This window comes from Oleiphilus sp. HI0067 (genome assembly GCF_001635735.1).
Genome location: NZ_LWFI01000438.1, coordinates 1 through 532 on the forward strand (window position 1 = coordinate 1; position 532 = coordinate 532).

Genomic DNA, 532 nt, shown 5'->3' on the forward strand with positions numbered 1-532 from the left:
CTGACAGGTCTTCTAGCTACATCAATCTATTTAACGACCTTGTCATTATCTATTTTGCTCCCTTACTACAAGCACGAAAACGAAAAACTAAGTGACAGAATACTCGGAGATAGCACCGAAACAATTCAATTTATTGTACTGGCATTTATTGCATCAACACTCAGTGTTGGCCTGTACACTCTAACAATAAAAATCGGCGCCGACATACACTCAGACCTACTTGCCACATACATGCGACAGACAGTTAGCTCTGCAATGATGATTACTTGCCTATGCCCCGCACTCACAATATGGAAATACAAACGAAAATGGCCTAGCTTACCTTCGGATCCGAAAGAGTATGCCGCTTGGAGTGTTTGCCTGATTGTAATCAGCCTACTCAGCTTATCTTTCACGAGAGAATGGTTAGCACTTTGCGCGTTACTACTAATATGGGCTGTGGTCAGATTTAGCTGGTTCGGTGTGTGCTTGGCTCTGGGTATCACAACTCTATTTATTGCACCTATGCAAACGAACTCAACCTATGAGGCTC

The 532-nt window shown here is 43.0% G+C and carries 1 protein-coding gene; it reads left to right on the forward strand.

The annotated features are described in order from the left end of the window. A partial coding sequence (locus tag A3739_RS29395; protein WP_197472071.1) for a hypothetical protein occupies positions 1-532 on the forward strand: 532 nt, incomplete at both ends.